At 74.7% G+C, this 15217-nt stretch carries 13 protein-coding genes; 3 read left to right on the top strand and 10 right to left on the bottom strand.

The genetic code is table 11. The annotated features are described in order from the left end of the window. Positions 1–86: 86 nt before the first annotated feature. The 4 genes from ACIA8Q_RS07315 to ACIA8Q_RS07330 all read right to left on the bottom strand — a co-directional run bounded on the left by ACIA8Q_RS07315 (position 87) and on the right by ACIA8Q_RS07330 (position 5009). The gene (locus tag ACIA8Q_RS07315; protein WP_396316877.1) at positions 87–905 is read right to left on the bottom strand and encodes an imidazolonepropionase-like domain-containing protein; all 819 of its coding nucleotides are present in this window, start codon (positions 903–905) and stop codon (positions 87–89) included. Between the two features lie 16 nt (positions 906–921). Then, positions 922–2142, bottom strand: a complete 1221-nt coding sequence (gene mqnC, locus ACIA8Q_RS07320) for a cyclic dehypoxanthinyl futalosine synthase (RefSeq protein WP_360218832.1) — start codon at positions 2140–2142, stop codon at positions 922–924. Positions 2143–2254: 112 nt separating this feature from the next. Beyond that, complete coding sequence (locus ACIA8Q_RS07325) at positions 2255–4018, bottom strand: protein kinase (protein ID WP_360218829.1); 1764 nt, start codon at positions 4016–4018, stop codon at positions 2255–2257. 127 nt (positions 4019–4145) lie between these two features. After that, a complete protein-coding gene (locus tag ACIA8Q_RS07330; protein WP_360218916.1) occupies positions 4146–5009 on the bottom strand; it encodes a menaquinone biosynthesis protein in 864 nt (287 codons plus the stop codon). 511 nt (positions 5010–5520) lie between these two features. Between ACIA8Q_RS07330 and ACIA8Q_RS07335 the strand changes: the two genes are divergently transcribed. Further along, on the top strand, positions 5521–5724 hold the full coding sequence (locus ACIA8Q_RS07335; RefSeq protein WP_030060085.1) for a cold-shock protein: 204 nt from the start codon (positions 5521–5523) through the stop codon (positions 5722–5724). Between the two features lie 211 nt (positions 5725–5935). On the opposite strand, the gene ACIA8Q_RS07340 is transcribed toward ACIA8Q_RS07335, so the two are convergent. Beyond that, positions 5936–7285 (bottom strand): dicarboxylate/amino acid:cation symporter, encoded by a 1350-nt coding sequence (locus ACIA8Q_RS07340; protein ID WP_387900854.1) that lies wholly within the window; start codon positions 7283–7285, stop codon positions 5936–5938. A 424-nt stretch (positions 7286–7709) separates the two neighbouring features. On the opposite strand from ACIA8Q_RS07340, the gene ACIA8Q_RS07345 reads away from it, so the two are divergent. Next, positions 7710–8918, top strand: coding sequence for an MFS transporter (locus tag ACIA8Q_RS07345; RefSeq protein ID WP_396316878.1), 1209 nt, complete (start codon positions 7710–7712; stop codon positions 8916–8918). A gap of 261 nt (positions 8919–9179) precedes the next feature. Here ACIA8Q_RS07345 and ACIA8Q_RS07350 read toward each other — a convergent pair whose 3' ends face one another. The 4 genes from ACIA8Q_RS07350 to ACIA8Q_RS07365 form a co-directional block, all read right to left on the bottom strand. Further along, on the bottom strand, positions 9180–10448 hold the full coding sequence (locus ACIA8Q_RS07350) for a substrate-binding domain-containing protein (RefSeq protein WP_396316879.1): 1269 nt from the start codon (positions 10446–10448) through the stop codon (positions 9180–9182). 29 nt (positions 10449–10477) lie between these two features. Next, a complete protein-coding gene (locus ACIA8Q_RS07355) occupies positions 10478–10822 on the bottom strand; it encodes a DUF4229 domain-containing protein (RefSeq protein ID WP_360212508.1) in 345 nt (114 codons plus the stop codon). A 121-nt stretch (positions 10823–10943) separates the two neighbouring features. Then, positions 10944–11471, bottom strand: coding sequence for a GNAT family N-acetyltransferase (locus tag ACIA8Q_RS07360; RefSeq protein ID WP_360212510.1), 528 nt, complete (start codon positions 11469–11471; stop codon positions 10944–10946). A gap of 77 nt (positions 11472–11548) precedes the next feature. Then, complete coding sequence (locus ACIA8Q_RS07365; protein WP_360212512.1) at positions 11549–12937, bottom strand: MFS transporter; 1389 nt, start codon at positions 12935–12937, stop codon at positions 11549–11551. Positions 12938–13057: 120 nt separating this feature from the next. Here ACIA8Q_RS07365 and ACIA8Q_RS07370 point away from each other — a divergent pair, with 120 nt between their 5' ends. Beyond that, positions 13058–14029 (top strand): helix-turn-helix domain-containing protein, encoded by a 972-nt coding sequence (locus ACIA8Q_RS07370; protein WP_360212514.1) that lies wholly within the window; start codon positions 13058–13060, stop codon positions 14027–14029. A 518-nt stretch (positions 14030–14547) separates the two neighbouring features. Here ACIA8Q_RS07370 and ACIA8Q_RS07375 read toward each other — a convergent pair. Further along, positions 14548–15027: an ATP-binding protein gene (locus ACIA8Q_RS07375; RefSeq protein WP_360212516.1), complete on the bottom strand. Its 480-nt coding sequence runs from the start codon at positions 15025–15027 to the stop codon at positions 14548–14550. Positions 15028–15217 lie beyond the last annotated feature (190 nt).

Below are 15217 nucleotides of genomic sequence, written 5' to 3' on the forward strand. Positions count from 1 at the left end.
GCAGTTCGGCAGCACACGAAGGAAGTCCGTTGCGCCGCAGGGAAGTCCGGCTACCGGCGGGTACGGACGAACGACCCGGGCGCCGCTCAGCGCCGGCGGTACACCAACCGCCCCGCGAGCACGGTCGCCAGGCAGCCGCCCGGCAGCGGCCCGACGCCCACGGCGGCCTCTCCCGCCCCGGCCTCGTCCCCGGTCGCGTCCACCGCACCGCCGACCCGGCCGTCCCCGAGGCCGTCCCCGACGGCTCCCCGACCCGCCGGGAAGACCGCGAAGTCGGCCCGGCCGCCCACCGTCACCCGTCCGTGGACGGCCCGCGAGAGCGGCAGCACCGCCAGGGGGTCCAGCAGCCGACCACCGGCCGCGCCCGGAGCGGCACCCCGGTCCGCGTCGGCACCCGTGGCCGGGTCGCCCGGCAGCGCCACCAGCCCCGAGCGCGCCACGGCCGTGCGCACGGGGCTCCGCTCGAACGGCCCGGCGACCGCCGTCACCCCGAAACCGAGCATCCGTTGCAGCCCGCGCCGGGCGCTGGCCCCGCACCGCGCGTCGTCACCCGAAGCCCCCGAGGCACCCGCAGCACCCGGACCAGCCGTAGCCCCCGCAGCACCGGCATCCCCAGCGTCCACCAATCCGTCCACGAGCGGCTCGACCCCGATCCCCTCGCGCGGGTCCGGGTGGTAGTCACGCTCCAGCAGCCGGTGCCCGTACGGGTTGCGCAGCCCCGGGGTGAGCACGGCGGCACCCCAGTCCCGCACCCGTGCCCCCGGGTGGGCGGCGGCCAGCTCGGCGTACGCCCCGACGGCCTCGACGCGTTCGCCGCGCACCAGCACCGCCCCGTCCGCGAGGGACGGGGCGGTGGGGTCGGCCGGGTCGGGCAGCACGAGGGCCGCCCGGTGGAGGGTCAGCACGTCGGCGCCCCGCTCCTCAGTTGTCCAGGATCTTCAGCTCGGGGTGCGCCGTGCCGCCCTCGATCGCGGTGGAGGCGATGTGCGAGGCCACCCGCGGGTCGACCGGGTCGTTGGCCGGGTCGTCCAGCACCCGCAGGTGCTCGTAGGTGGTGGCGCGCTGGGCCGGGACGCGGTCGGCGGCCCGGATGAGGTGGATCAGCTCGGTGAGGTTGGAGCGGTGCTTGGCACCGGCCGCCGAGACGACGTTCTCCTCCAGCATGACGGAGCCCAGGTCGTCCGCACCGTAGTGCAGCGACAGCTGGCCGGCCTCCTTGCCGGTGGTGAGCCAGGAGCCCTGGATGTGGGCGACGTTGTCGAGGAACAGGCGGGCGATGGAGATCATCCGCAGGTACTCGAAGACGGTGGCCTGGGTCGAGCCCTTCAGGTGGTTGTTCTGCGGCTGGTAGGTGTACGGGATGAAGGCCCGGAAACCGCCGGTGCGGTCCTGCACGTCGCGGATCATCCGCAGGTGCTCGATCCGCTCGGCGTTGGTCTCGCCGGTGCCCATCAGCATGGTGGAGGTGGACTCCACGCCGAGGCCGTGCGCGGCCTCCATGATCTCCAGCCAGCGCTCGCCGGACTCCTTGAGCGGGGCGATCGCCTTGCGCGGCCGCGCGGGCAGCAGTTCGGCACCGGCGCCGGCGAAGGAGTCCAGGCCGGCCCGGTGGATCCGGGTGATGGCCTCCTCGATCGAGACGCCCGAGATCCGGGACATGTGCTCGACCTCGGAGGCGCCCAGCGAGTGGATCACCAGCTGCGGGAAGTCGGCCTTGATCGCCGAGAACGCGCGCTCGTAGTACTCCACGCCGTAGTCGGGGTGGTGACCGCCCTGGAACATGACCTGGGTGCCGCCGAGTTCGACGGTCTCGGCGCAGCGGCGCAGGATCTCGTCGAGCTCGCGGGACCAGCCCTTGTCGCTCTTCGGCGGCACGTAGAAGGCGCAGAACTTGCACGCCGTCACGCACACGTTGGTGTAGTTGATGTTGCGTTCGATGATGTACGTCGCGATGTGCTCGGTACCGGCGTAGCGGCGGCGGCGCACCGCGTCGGCGGCGGAGCCCAGTGCGTGCAGCGGCGCCGAGCGGTACAGCTCCAGCGCCTCCTCCGGGGTGATCCGGCCGCCGGCGGCGGCCCGGTCGAGCACGGCCTGCAGGTCGGTGCTGGGCGCATCGAGGGTGGTCGCTGCGAGCTCGGTCACCTGGCGGCCTTCTCTCTCTCGGGTACTGCTGTTCTCGGCGCTGCCGGCCCCCGGACGGCGGGCGTCCGGGTACGGCCGAACCAGCCTACGCCAGGCCCTTCGGGCGGCCGCGTCAGCCCGCTGTCCCGTCGACCCTGCGCATCGTGCCGGCCGGGTTACCGGCCGCCGGGTCGGCGGAGGTGAAGCGGATCGTGCCGTCCGCCTGCAGGGTGAGCGTCTCGGCGTAGGAGCCGCTGGTGCAGGCGCCGGGGAGTGAGGAGCGGACCAGCCGCGAGGTGAAGACGAGGGCGCTGCCGGAGGCGGACTTGAGCGTCCAGGCGCCGTCGCAGCTGAGCGGGATCAGGCCGGTGAGGGCGTTGCGGCTGGTGGTGTTCTCCTGGCCGATCGCGGCGGGGCCGATGGTGAGCGTGGTGGTGCCGGCGGGCAGGCCCTTGTCGCTGACCATGTCTCCGCGCCAGGTGCCCAGGAAGGCGGCCGGTACGGCGCTCGGCCCGCCGGTCCCTCCCGACCCGGACGCCGGTGCGGTCGCGGGGGCGGCGGGCGGCCCGGAGCGCCCGGCCGGTGACGCGGCGGCCGACGGATCGGACGGTCCGTCCGCCCCGCCTTCCCCGGACGCCCCGCCTTCCCCGGACGCCCCCGGCGACGCGCCGGACCGGCCCGGGTCGACGGACGGGACGGCCAGTGGTCCCGTGGTCGGTGCGGTCCCGGCCGGATCGGGCCGCTGCGTCCACGCGTACAGCCCGTACCCGGCGCCGGCGAGCAGCGCCGCGGCCAGCACGGCCGCCGCCGCCCGCCCGGCCCGCCGCCGCCCGGGCTGCCCCGGCCGGCCAGGCTGCCCCGGCCGGCCGGGCCGCCCCGGCTCCAGTGGCGTCACCGGTGCGGGCGGGTGCTGGCCGAGGGGCGGGTAGTGGCCGCGGGGCACGTAGGTCGGTGTCGGCACGGGCTCGTCCGGCGGGCCGCCGCCGTCCGGATCCCCCTCCAGGTCCAGCAGCTCCACGGCGCTGCGCCCGACCGCCGCCGCCAGCGCGGGCGGCAGCCAGCCGCCGTGGCCCAGCAGGGCGGTGGCGCCGCCGTCCGGGTCGAGCCGTTCGCGCAGCCGGGCCGGGGTGGGCCGGGCGGCCGGGTCCTTGGCCAGGCAGTCGAGGACGAGCGCGCGCAGCGGCCCGGCCAGGCCGGCGACGTCGGGTTCCTCGTGGAGCACCCGGTAGAGCAGCACGGCGGCGCTGACGCCCTCGCCGAAGGGGTGCACCCCGGTGGCGGCGAAGGCGAGGACGGCTCCGAGCGAGAAGACGTCGCCGGCCGGGCCGACGGGCCGTCCGTTCGCCTGCTCGGGGGACATGAAGCCGGGCGAGCCGACCACGTACCCGGACTGGGTGAAGCCGCTGGTGGCGTCGAGCGCGCGGGCGATGCCGAAGTCGATCAGCCGCGGCCCGTCGAGGGTGAGCAGCACGTTGGACGGCTTGACGTCGCGGTGCACCAGGCCGAGCCCGTGCACGTGGGCGAGCGCCTCGGCGAGCCCGACGCCGAGGGCGCGCACGGCCGGTTCGGGCAGCGGTCCGGAGTCCCGGACGGCGGTGGCGAGCGCGGGGCCGGCCACGTAGCCGGTGGCGACCCAGGGGTGTTCGCCCTCGGTGTCGGCGTCGAGCACGGGCGCGGTCCAGGCGCCGCCGACCCGCCGGGCCGCGGCGACCTCCTGCCGGAAGCGGGCGCGGAACTCGGCGTCGTCCGCGAGTTCGCTGCGCACCACCTTGACGGCGACGGTGCGCCCGCCCGCCGTGCGGCCGAGGTAGACGCGGCCCATCCCGCCCGCGCCGAGCCGCCGCAGCAGTCGGTAGGCGCCCACCTGACGCGGGTCGTCCGACCCCAGTGCCCGCATGCCCCGCACGCTCCCCTCGCGCCGTCGACGCGGCCGCCCGGCCGCGTCCGCCGTTCCCGGGGCGCGCTGCGGTCGCCCGCAGGACGCACCCGGGAGCAGACCGTACCGGGCCGGGCGGGGGCCGCGCTCAGCCGACGGGCAGCGCCACCGGTTCGAGCAACCGCACGGCCACGTCCGGCGCGAAGCCGCTGTCGTGGGCGACCCGCCGGGCGAACTCGGCGACCCCGGCGAGCTGGCGCCCGCCGAGGGAGAAGTCGAGGGCCTCGCTGAAGTAGCGCTCCAGCACGTCGGCCCCGAAGGCCTCCCAGCGGGCCGCCTGCTCGGCGACCTTGGCGGCCTCGACGAGCGAGAGGTCGCGGGACTCCAGGAAGGCCCGGTGGACGGCCGCGGTGAGCTCGGGCCGGCGCTCGGCGAACTCCCGGCGCACCGCCCAGACGGCGAACACGAAGGGCAATCCGGTCCAGTCCTTCCACATCTCGCCGAGGTCGTGGACGGTCAGTCCGAGGTCGGCGGCCTGTCCGAGGTAGGCACGCAGCGCCGGGTCGCCGATCAGGACGGCGGCGTCGGCCTCGGCGAGCATGGCGCTGAGGTCGGGCGGGCAGCTGAAGTACTCCGGGCGGACGCCCTCGCGCTCCTCGAGCAGCAGCCGGGCGAGCCGGACGGAGGTGCGGCTGGTGGAGCCGAGCGCGACCCGTCGGCCGTCGAGCTCGCCCAGCGGGACCTTGCTGACGATGATGCAGGACATCACCGGGCCGTCGCTGCCGACCGCGATGTCGGGCAGGACGAGCAGGTCGTCCGCGTTGCGCAGGTACTCGACGCAGGTGATCGGCCCGATGTCCAGCCGGCCGTCGACCAGCTGGTCGCTCAGCTTCTCCGGGGTGTCCTTGGTGAGGTCGAGGTCGAGCAGATTGCCGGTCCTCGCGAGGCCCCAGTAGAGGGGGACGCAGTTCAGGAACTGAATATGGCCGACCCGCGGCCTGACCGGGGTGATCTCCGGGGTGTTCTCCTGGGGCTCCCGCGTTTGTCCGTCCGGTGCTGCCACTGCGCCGCTCCCTCGTGCTGTTCGTGCGCTTCCCCGCAGCGTATGCCCGGTGTTCGGAATGGCTCGCACCGGCCACCCGACACGCCCGCGCCGACTCCGCCACGGATGCCCCGCACGCCTGCGCGCGACCCGCCTCCCGACCCTCGCGGGGCGCCCGCGCCGCCTGCCCAACACCCCTGCGCCGCCCGCCCCGCGCCCTCGCGCGGGGCCTTACGACACGCGCCGTCCGGGCCGCAAGTCACCCCTGGTCGTCACAGCGACCGCATGCTAGCGTTGCCCTCAGTTGCAGTTTGATTCCCCTTGCAGTACTTGAAGCCTGCGGAGCATGTAACCGCAGGCTTTTTGTAGTTTTTCAGCAATATCGAAAAACTTCGGACTCGTCCGGAGGCAGGGCGATCAGCGCAGCGGACCGGGTGCCACACGGTGTGGCCCCCGATACGTCCCTCGCAAGGAGAACGGCATGGCCACGGGAACCGTCAAGTGGTTCAACGCTGAGAAGGGCTTCGGCTTCATCGCCCAGGAGGGCGGCGGCCCCGACGTCTTCGTCCACTACTCCGCCATCAACGCGAGCGGCTTCCGCTCGCTGGAGGAGAACCAGGCGGTGAGCTTTGACGTCACCCAGGGCCCGAAGGGCCCGCAGGCGGAGAACGTCACCGCTATCTGACCATCCTCTGATGTTCTGATCGCTCGGGACCCCACCGGGTCCGTCGGCGGCTCCCGACAGCCGTCACCATGAGCACAAGAGCAACACCCAAGGGGGCCCGCCCGACCGGCGGGCCCCCTGCCTCGTGCCCGGGAACCCCGGGGCGGCGTGGGGGAGGGCCCCCCCCCCCCCCGGTTCGGGGGGGGGGGGGGCCCTTCTGCACTGCGGAGGGTCAGACCGCGGCCGGAGCCGCCTCCTTGCCCGCCTGCGCCGGGATCACGGCCGCCGGGGTGGCGTCGTACAGGTCGCCCGACGGGTCGTTGTACGCGGCGACGTCGAGGATCTTCTCCCGCGCGGCGACCACGACCGGCACCAGCGCCTGGCCGGCGACGTTCGTCGCGGTGCGGACCATGTCGAGGATCGGGTCGATGGCGAGCAGCAGGCCGACGCCCTCCAGGGGCAGACCCAGGGTGGAGAGGGTGAGCGTCAGCATGACGATCGCACCGGTGAGGCCCGCGGTGGCGGCCGAGCCGACGACCGAGACGAAGGCGATCAGCACGTAGTCCTTGATGCCGAGGTCGATGTTGTAGACCTGGGCGACGAAGATCGCGGCGATCGACGGGTAGATCGCGGCGCAGCCGTCCATCTTGGTGGTGGCGCCGAACGGCACGGAGAAGGACGCGTACTCGCTCGGGACGCCGAGGCGCTCGGTGACCCGGCGGGTGACCGGCAGGGTGCCGACCGAGGAGCGCGAGACGAAGGCCAGCTGGATGGCGGGCCAGGCGCCCTTGAAGAAGTTCACCGGGTTGAGGCCGGCCGCGAACCGGAGCACCAGCGAGTAGACGACGAACAGCACCAGCGCGCAGCCGACGTAGACGTCCAGGGTCAGCGTGGCAAAGGGCTTGAGCAGGTCCCAGCCGTACTTGGCGACGGACTTGCCGATCAGGCCGAGGGTGCCGAGCGGGGAGAGCCGGATGACCCACCACAGGGCGGTCTGGGTCAGCTCCAGCACGGACTCGCTGAGCTTGAGGACCGGCTCGGCCCGGCTGCCGAGCTTGATGATCGCGGCGCCGACCACGACCGCCATGAAGACGATCTGCAGGACGTTCACCTTGGCGAAGGCGTCGACGATGTTGGTCGGGAAGATCCCGGTCAGGAAGTCGATCCAGGTGCCCTTGGAGTCGAGCGCCTTCAGGCCCTCGGTCTTGAGGTCGGTGCCCCGGCCGGGGTTGGTCAGCAGGCCGAGGCCCAAGCCGATGGCCACCGCGATCAGCGAGGTGATCATGAACCAGAGCAGGGTGCGGGTGGCCAGGCGGGCCGCGTTGGTGACGTTGCGCAGGTTGGCGACGCTCACCACGATCGCGGTGAACACCAGCGGCGGGACGGCCAGCTTGAGCAGCTGGACGAAGATCTTGCCGATCGTCTCCAGGGTGGTGGCCAGCCAGGAGATGTCGGCGGTCCGGGCCAGGTAGCCGAGGCCGGCGCCGAGCACGAGGCCGGCGACGATCTGCACCCAGAACGGGGTCTTTCGGATCTTGGTGAGCACGGACGGCGACGAGGTCGCCTCGGGCGCTGTGGACATGACGGTGCGGCTCCGGGGGAGGGCGTTGCTGACGGCGGGGCGGGGCGGGGAAGGCGGCACGGCGCGGGGCCGGACAGGAAGGTCACGAACCCCCGGTCAGGGGCGTGCCGCCGACGTACAGCTCATGGCGCGACAACGGCGCGGGCTGTCCACAGCACCGGTCAGAGCGCACGGGCGGGCGGCGCCGGGCAGCGAGCCCAGGCCGTGCGTCCGCGGTGCGTCTGAGGTGGTCACGGCCGACACGTTAGCAGCAAAGGTTTGAGATGTTCAAAGTAGTTGTTTGAGGTTGCGGCGAGATCCGGACACGAACGAAGCTGACGCCCCATCAGTCGACGCCGACCGGCTCGATTGACCGCAGGTGGTTATACGTATAACTTTGACCTGTCCCCGCCCCCGCCTGCCCAGACCGGAGAAGAAGACGCCGATGGGCTACCTCGCCCTGCTCCGCGCCCCCCACGTCAGCCGCCTGCTCCTCGGCACGCTGCTCGGCCGCCTGCCCGCCGGCATGACCGCCCTGGTCATCGCCCTCGCCCTGCGCGAGGCCGGCACGCCGTACGGGCGGATCGGGCTGGCCACCGCCGCGTACGCGATCGCCGCCGCGGTCGGCGGGCCGGTGCTCGGACGCGTCGTGGACCGCACCGGGCAGCCGCGCGTCCTGCTCGCCTCCGCGGTCGTCGCCGGCGGCGGCTACGCCCTGCTCGCCCTCGCCCCCGGCTCCGCCCTCGCCGCCCCGCTGGGCGCCGCGATCGCCGGACTCGCCATGCCCCCGCTCGAACCCTGCCTGCGCTCGCTCTGGCCGGAGGTGGTGGAGGAGGAGCAGCTCGACACCGCCTACGCCTTCGACTCCGCCTCCCAGCAGATCCTCTACGTGGCCGGCCCGCTGGCCGTCGCCGGCATCGCCGGGCTGTTCAGCCCGGTCGCCGCGCTCTGGGTGGCCGCCGGCCTGGGCCTGGCCGGCGCGCTGATCGTCTCCACCACCGCCCCCGCCCGGGCCTGGCGCGCCCCGGCCCGGGAGCACTCCGCCGGCCTGCTCGGGCCGCTGCGCTCCCCCGGCCTGGTGCTGCTGCTGGTCGGACTGGCCGGCGCCGGCTGGGCGGTCGGCGCGCAGAACGTGCTGTTCATCGCGTACGCGGAGCACCACGCCGGCGAGCTGCCCGGCGGGGCCGGCACCCTGCTGGCACTGGCCGCGCTCGGCGGCCTGCTCGGTGCGCTCGCCTACGGCGCGGTGCGGTGGCGCAGCAGCACCGCCACCCGCACCTGGGTGATGGCGCTCGCCATGGCCGCCTCCTACCTCCCGCTGGTGCTGCTGCCCGGGCCGTACCCGATGGCCGTACTGGCCTTCCTGTCCGGGATCGTGCTGGCCCCGCTGCTGGCGGCGGCGTTCGTGCTGGTCGCCGAGCTGGCGCCGACCGGGACGGTGACCGAGGCGTTCGCCTGGCTGGTGACGCTGTTCGCCACCGGCAACTCGCTCGGCTACGCGGTGGCCGGACACCTCGCCGAGGACTCGCTGCGCCCGGTGGCGCTGTGCGCGGCCGGCGGGATCGCGCTCGGCGGCCTGCTGCTGTTCGGCGCCCGGCGCTGGTTCCACCCGGCACCGGTCGCGCCGCTGGCGCAGCCGGTCCCGGTGGGCTGAGGCGCCCCGTAGACGACCGCGCCCACCGGGGTCTGGCCGGTGGGCGCGGTCCTTTTCCACTTCCCTGCGGCCGTCTCCGGCCGCCGTGCGCTGCGATCGACGGGCGGACTCCACACCGGGGCCCACGCCGGGGCCCACGCCGGGATTCCACGCCGAGGTCGACGCCGGGGTCCACGTGGCGGTCCGCCCGGGACACGCCGGAGCCCACGTCGCAGTCCACGTAGCGGTCCGCCCGGGATCACGCCGGGCCCCGCCCGGGAGTCAGCCGTGGGCCGGCGCCGTGGAGGAGCGCAGCACCAGCGAGGTGGCCAGCGGCGCGACCGGCGCCACCCGCTCCCCGCGCAGCAGGCCGGCCAGCGCCGCCACCCCCACCCGGCCCAGCTCTTCGCCGGGCAGGTCCACGGTGGTCAGCGGCGGGGCGAGCAGCGCCGCCACCGGAACGTTGTCCATGCCCACCACCGACAGGTCCCCGGGCACCCGCAGCCCACGCTCGGCGGCGGCCTGGTAGACCCCGGAGGCGACCACGTCGTCGTCGCAGACCACCGCGCGCGGGTGGTCCGCGCGCTCCAGCAGGCGGTGCGCCACGCTCCGCGCGGCCGGCTGCCCCTCGTTCAGACTGACCCCCAACTCGACCACGTCCAGGTCGAGTTCGCGGACGGCCTGCTCGAAGGCGGCCTGCCGCACCCGGAAGGTGTACGCGGAGTGGGTCGAGCGCAGCCGCCCGATCCGGCGGTGGCCGAGCGCGGCCAGGTGCTCGACGGCGGCGCGCATGCCGCCCGCGACGTCGAGCTCGACGGTCGGCCGGGCGCGGTCGGTGCCCGGGTCGGCGTCCAGGAATACGGCGGGAGTGTCGGCGGGGAGCTCACCGAGCTGGCTGTCGTCCGGGGAGCAGATCAGCAGGCCGTCGAAGCGGCTGGTGGTGGCGGCCTCTGCGAGGGTGGCGCTCCCCCAGCCGGAGCTGACCACCACCGCCAGGCCGTGCCGGCCGGCCTCCTCGTGGACGCCCTCTAGCACCCGGCCGAAGAACGGGCCGAGGATGTTCGGCACCGCCAGCAGGATCATCCCGCTGCGGCCCAGGCGCAGCTGACGGCCGGCCGCCTGCGGGCGGTAGCCGAGGCTGCGGGCGGCCTCCCGGACCCGCTCCCGGGTGGCGTCGGAGACCCGGCGACCGGCCTCGGCACCGGAGAACACCAGCGAGACGGTGGCCTGCGAGACACCCGCGAGCCTGGCCACGTCGCGGCCGGTGGGCCGCCGGACCGGGGCCGGCCAGGTCCCGGTGGCGCCGCTGCCCGGCGGCTCGGCCGACGACCCGGCGGCCGGAACGGCACGGGAGTCGGCGGACGGCCCGGCGGACGGCACGGCGGACGGCACGGCCGGAACGGCGGAGGTGTCGGTGGACGGCCCGGCAGGGGTGTCGCCGGACGCGGCGGAGGACGGCTCGGGCGGAACGGCCCCGGAACCGGAACCGGAGCCGGAGCCGGAACCCGAACCGGAGGTGGAACCCGAACCGGAGGTGGCGGAGGCGGGCACGAGGGCTGCGGTCGCTGGTCCGGCCGGGGTCAGCTCTGCCCGGCGGCGGCCGCGCGGGCGGCGTCGTCGGCGGCGTCCTCCTCGGCGTTCTGCGCGGCGATCCGCTCGGCGGTACGGCTGCGCAGGCCCTCGACCTTGCCGCTGATCTGGCTGGACATCTCGTCGCGCTGGCGGCTCAGCAGCACGTAGCTCAGCGGCGCGGAGGCGACCGCGGCCAGCAGGAACAGGAAGACCACGCCGGCCTGGCCGCTGACCGGGATGATCCCGAAGTGTCCGAGCAGCAGCGAGACCAGCAGGCAGCCGAGGAAGATGCTGACCCGCAGGGAGGTGTAGCGGAGCGTGGCGTGCGACTTCTCCTGGCCGGTGCTGCTCACGGGAACACGTCCTTTTCACTGGTCTGGGCGGGGGCCGGTCTCCCAGTGAAGCATGCCTGACGGGCGGCGCGGGGCCGGGGGCGTCCGCGCCCCGCCCGCCGCCGCCCGCCGTCGGCCCGGATCACCGCAGGTCGAGCCAGAGGGTGATGTCGTCGCGGTCGTCCCCGGGGGCGACCCTGATCGCGGCCGGCACCCGGCCGACCTCCCGGTAGCCGCTGCGGGCGTAGAAGCCCTCCAGGCCCTGGCCGCCGCGCGCGGTGAGCCGCAGCGACTGCAGGCCCCACCGGCGGGCCACCCGCTCGGCCTCGGCCAGCAGCTCGGCGCCGTAACCGCGGCCCTGGAAGTCGGGGTGCACCATGACCCGCTTGAGCATCCGCCAGTGCTCCATGAGCTCGAAGCGCATCGACTCGAAGAACAGCACGCCCACCAGTCGGCCGGTACCGCTCTCGTGGGCGACCAGCATCCGGTCCGGGCCGTCCGGCCGCACCCCGGCGAACTGCTGCTCGGCGGTGTCCCAGACCTCCTCCTCGGTGACCGGCGCCACGAAGCCGACCGCTCCGCCGGCATTGGTGACGTCCGTCCACAGCCGGACGACGGCGGTGCGCAGGTCGGGGTCGAGCTTCGGGTCCACGGTGAAGATGAGCGCCATGGTTGCGGAGCCTAGCGGTCCGCTCCGGAGTGGCGGTGGACGGCCTCGGGACAGCGCCGGGGCGGCGGTGGACGGCCTCAGGACAGCGCCGGAGCCGGCCGCGCGGCCGTCCGCCCTCCCCGCAGGGCCAGGCAGAGCCCGACCGCGATCGCGCACAGCGCACCGGCGCCGTACCAGGTCAGGTCGTAGTTCCCGAGCGCGTCGCGGGCCAGGCCCGCCAGGCCGGCCACCACGGCGGCGCCGATCTGGTGGCTGGCCAGCACCCAGCCGAAGACGATCGGGGCGTCCTCGCCGAAGTGCCGGCGGCACAGCGCGACGGTCGGCGGGACGGTGGCGACCCAGTCCAGGCCGTAGAAGACGACGAAGGCGAGGATCGGCGGCTCCAGCGAGCCCGCGAACAGCTGCGGCAGCAGGAGCAGCGAGAGCCCGCGCAGCCCGTAGTAGACGACCAGCAGCAGCCGGGAGTCGACCCGGTCGGTGAGCCAGCCGCTGAACACGGTGCCGGCCACGTCGAAGACGCCGATCAGGGCGAGCAGGCTCGCCGCGGTGGTGACCGGCATGCCGTGGTCGTGGGCGGCCGGGATGAAGTGGGTGCCGACCAGGCCGGCGGTGGTGGCACCGCAGATCGCGAAGGAGCCGGCCAGCAGCCAGAACGCCCGGCCGCGCGCGGCCTCCCGCAGCACCCGCAGCGTGCGGGCGAGGGCGCGGCCGTCGGCAGCGGTCGCCGTCGCGGTCCCCTCCGAGCCGCCGGCGGCCGGGGAGGGGAGTTCCCCGGTCTCGCCGTACGGCAGCAGGCCGAGGTCGGCCGGGCGTTCGCGCATCAGCAGCAGCACCGGGACGGCGACCGCGCTGGCCGAGAGCGAGACCACGATCACCGCCGAGCGCCAGCCGTGCTGCTCGACCAGCCAGGCGCCGACCGGCAGAAAGACCAGGTTGCCGGCCGCCCCGGCGGCGGTCAGCACGCCGGTGACCAGGCCCTGCCGGGCGCGGAACCAGCGGCCGGTGATCGTGGTGGCGAAGGCGCCGGCCATCGAGCCGCTGCCCAGGCCCACCAGGACGCCCCAGCAGAGCACGAGTTGCCAGGGCTCGCGCATCAGCATGGTGAGCCCGGACCCGACCGAGATGGTCAGCAGTGCGCAGACCACCACCAGGCGGACGCCGAAACGGTCCATCAGGGCGGCGGCGAACGGGGCGGTGAGGCCGTAGAGGGTCAGGTTGACGGAGGTGGCGCTGGATATCGTCGCGACCGACCAGCCGAACTCGTTGTGCAGGGCGTCCATCATCAGGCTGGGCGTGGACCGGAAGCCGGCCGAGCCGAGCAGGACCAGCAGCGAGACGCCGGCCACCACCCAGGCGTAGTGCACCCGGAAGCGGGTGGGGCGGGCGGGGTCGGACGGGCCCCCGGAGGCGGGGGCGGGGGCGGAGGCGGGGGCGGGCGTGGGGGCGAGGACGTTGCGTTCGGTCACGCGGACGAGTGTCCCGAAGCCGCGGGGCCCCGACGAGTGGCCTGAATGACAGGTTTCGCAAGAATCGGGCCACGGCCCGGCGTACGCTGGCCCGACCACCACGGCACCGGAGGGAACGGCATGGCGCACCTGGTCGCGGTACTCGCCCTGGACGGCGTGATCGCCTTCGAACTCGGCATCCCCGCCCGCATCTTCGGCGGCGCCAGGGACCCGCTCGGGCAGTCGCTCTACCAGGTCGCCACCTGCACCCTGGACGGCGGTCCGATCGCCACCAGCGCGGACTTCCGGATCGCCGTCGACCACGGCCCGGAGCTGCTGGAACGGGCCGACACCGTGGTGGTCCCGGCCTCCGCCGACTCCAGCCCGGCCACCGTCGACGCCGCCTTCACCCCCGCACTCGCCGCCGCGCTGGCCCGGATCCGGCCCGGCACCCGGCTGATGTCGATCTGCACCGGCTCCTTCCTGCTGGCCGCCGCCGGGCTGCTGGACGGCCGGCCGGCCACCACCCACTGGCGCTACACCCGGCGCTTCGCCGAGCTGTTCCCGCAGGTGCTGCTCGACCCCGACGTCCTCTACACGGACGACGGCGACGTCCTCACCTCCGGCGGGGTGGCCGCCGGGGTCGACCTGTGCCTGCACGTGGTCCGCCGCGACCACGGCAGCGCGGTGGCCAACGCGGTGGCCCGCAACTGCCTGGTGCCGCCGTGGCGCGAGGGCGGCCAGAAGCAGTACGTGGAGGCGCCGAGTCCGCTGGAGTCGACCGGCCAGGGCACCGCCGCGGTGCGCGCCTGGGCGCTGGAGCGGCTGGACCAGCCGCTGGCCCTGAGCCGGCTCGCCGACCGGGCCGGCATGAGCGTGCGGACCTTCACCCGGCGCTTCCGCGAGGAGACCGGTTCCAGCCCCGGCCAGTGGCTCACCGTGCAGCGCACCGAGCGGGCCCGGCAGTTGCTGGAGCGCACCGACCTGACCGTCGACCAGATCGCCAGGGAGTCCGGATTCGGCACCGCCGCCTCCCTCCGGCTCCAGTTGCGCGGGCGCCTGGACGTCGCGCCGAGCGCGTACCGGCGGACCTTCCGCGCCGTTCCGGAGTGACGCGCCGTTCCGGAGCGCCGCGCCGTTCCGGGGTGACGCACGGTACCCCTGCGGTCGGTGGGCCGGGTGTGGTCCGGGTGGCCGGAAAGCGCCCTAGTACCACGGCGGATCGGATGGCGGCCGACCGTGCTCACCCCGAGCGCGGCACGGCAGACCGCCATCCGATCGCGACGCACGGGCCCTGAACCCGCGTCGTGCTCCCCGCACTCGCCAAGGACAGCCCGCGGCCGACGTTCCACGGCCCCCCTGCTGGCGCGGTCCCCCTGGACAACAGCACCGTGGCGGCGTTCGGGCTTCCCTCGACGTCCCCTCGCAACGAAGAGCTGCACCCAAGCGTGATCAGTCGGATACGTCACGTCAATGGGTAGTCCGAAATTCGGAATGGTTGCGTCAACTTTCAGCCGGTGATCTCCGGCGGCGCATCAACGGCGCACACCGGCGCCCCGGTTCACCACCACCACCACCGCCGCCACCGCCACCGCCACCGCCACCGCCACCGCCACCGCCACCGCCCACGGCTACTGCGCCAGCGCCGCCCAGTCCACGCCGGCCATCGGGTCCACCGGCCGGGCGTCCGCGCCGATCTCGCACCACACCCGCTTGCCCGAGCCGTCCGGGTACCAGCCCCAGCGCTCGCAGAGCAGCTCCACCAGCTCCAGGCCGCGCCCGTTGGTAGCGTCCTCGTCCGCGCCCGCGTGCCGCGGCGCCGGGGCCGTCCGACTCGCGTCGGCCACCTCCACCCGGAGCGGACAGAGCGGGGCCTCGGGGGTGCCGGCCGGGCCGTCCTCCACCGGCAGGCAGAGCCGCAGCACGGCCGGACTCCCGGTGTGCACCACGGCGTTGGTCACCAGCTCGGAGACCACCAGCACCACCGTCTCGGCGATCGGCGCGTCCGGGTCGACGCCGTGGTTCAGCAGCCGCGAGCGCACCCACCGGCGCGCCCGGCCGACCTCTGCGGGGTCCGCCTGCACGGCCAGCTGTACCTGAAGAACCTGCACCGCTCCACCACCTGCACTCGCAGTTCGGCCATCGTCCCGATCGGGCCGGATCATCCAGCCGGCGGGCCTCGCACGTCGCCCGGAGCCGGCCGGGCCCACCCGGGCTCCCGCCCGGCGCTCACCCGATCCGTCCGCCCGCGCCACCTCGTCCGTCGCGCACTGGCCGCGACTCGAATACGCCTCAGGATGG

The sequence above is a fragment of the Kitasatospora sp. NPDC051705 genome, from assembly GCF_044453265.1.
GTDB lineage: Bacteria > Actinomycetota > Actinomycetes > Streptomycetales > Streptomycetaceae > Kitasatospora.

Excerpts from the sequence above, each read along its gene's own strand:
- ACIA8Q_RS07325 (WP_360218829.1), bottom strand. The coding sequence starts at position 4,018 with ATGCGGGCACTGGGGTCGGACGACCCGCGTCAGGTGGGCGCCTACCGA.
- ACIA8Q_RS07335 (WP_030060085.1), top strand. The coding sequence starts at position 5,521 with ATGGCCACGGGAACCGTCAAGTGGTTCAACGCTGAGAAGGGCTTCGGC.
- ACIA8Q_RS07340 (WP_387900854.1), bottom strand. The coding sequence starts at position 7,285 with ATGTCCACAGCGCCCGAGGCGACCTCGTCGCCGTCCGTGCTCACCAAG.
- ACIA8Q_RS07345 (WP_396316878.1), top strand. The coding sequence starts at position 7,710 with ATGGGCTACCTCGCCCTGCTCCGCGCCCCCCACGTCAGCCGCCTGCTC.
- ACIA8Q_RS07360 (WP_360212510.1), bottom strand. The coding sequence starts at position 11,471 with ATGGCGCTCATCTTCACCGTGGACCCGAAGCTCGACCCCGACCTGCGC.
- ACIA8Q_RS07370 (WP_360212514.1), top strand. The coding sequence starts at position 13,058 with ATGGCGCACCTGGTCGCGGTACTCGCCCTGGACGGCGTGATCGCCTTC.